The sequence below is a fragment of the Streptomyces sp. Q2 genome (assembly GCF_056820935.1).
The window spans coordinates 174,938-175,752 of sequence record NZ_JBXEJE010000022.1 but is presented as its reverse complement, the minus strand read 5'-3'; the positions used below and the strand labels follow the sequence as shown (position 1 = coordinate 175,752).

The window sequence follows — 815 nt, the reverse complement described above, 5'->3', positions numbered from 1 at the left end:
CGCGACGATCACCCGCCGACGCCGGCACCCCTCGCCCGCCGACCCCGCCGCCCCGGGACCCCGCGCACCGGCCCGGCCCGGCCGACACCGGCGACGCGACCGGCGAACCGGCCGTCCCCGCCCGGCTGTTACCCGACCCCGAAGGTCCCTTCGCGCTGCACGTCGGGCGACCGCTGCTGCCAGACGACCGCCCGCAGCAGGGGCCCGGCCGGGCCACGGCCCTGCTCGCGCGCGCCCTGCACCGGCTCGCCCGGCGCGTCCCCTCCCGCGACACCCTGGAACTCGACGAGGAGACCACCGCCGAGCAGGGCCTCGTCGACGGGCTGTGGCTGCCCTTCCTGCGGCCCGCCCGCACCTCCGCCTTCGACCTCGTCCTGCTCACCGACGACGCGCCCACCCTGCGCATCTGGGAAGAGTCCGTCACCCACCTCGCCCGGGCCGCCGAGCACAGCGGCGCCTTCCGGGGCGTGCGCACGGTCCGGGTGAACGTGCCGCGCACCGGATCCGCCACCCTGCGCTGGACCACGGGGCGGGCCGCCGCCGACCCCGCCGAACTCCTCGACGGACGCGGCGGCCGCATCTTCCTCGTCGTCACCGACGGCCTCGCCCACGGCTGGGCCGCGCCCGCCGCCGACGAGCTGCTCGGCCGGCTCGCCCACGCCGGGCCCACCGCCCTCGTGCACCTGCTGCCGCCGCACCTGCGCCACCGCTCCTCGCTCTACCCCTACCAGGCCGTCCTGGAGGCCGGCGGCTTCGGCGCCGCCAACGACGGCCTCGCCCACTGGGCGCCGCCCGGCGGCCCCGACCCGCTGCGC

1 protein-coding gene is annotated in these 815 nt (G+C 79.4%); it reads left to right on the top strand.

Features of this window, described 5'->3' with window-relative positions; all coding sequences use genetic code 11:
• On the top strand, window positions 1–815 hold an 815-nt coding region (locus tag ACWBNA_RS25300; RefSeq protein WP_482706796.1), incomplete at both ends, for an SAV_2336 N-terminal domain-related protein.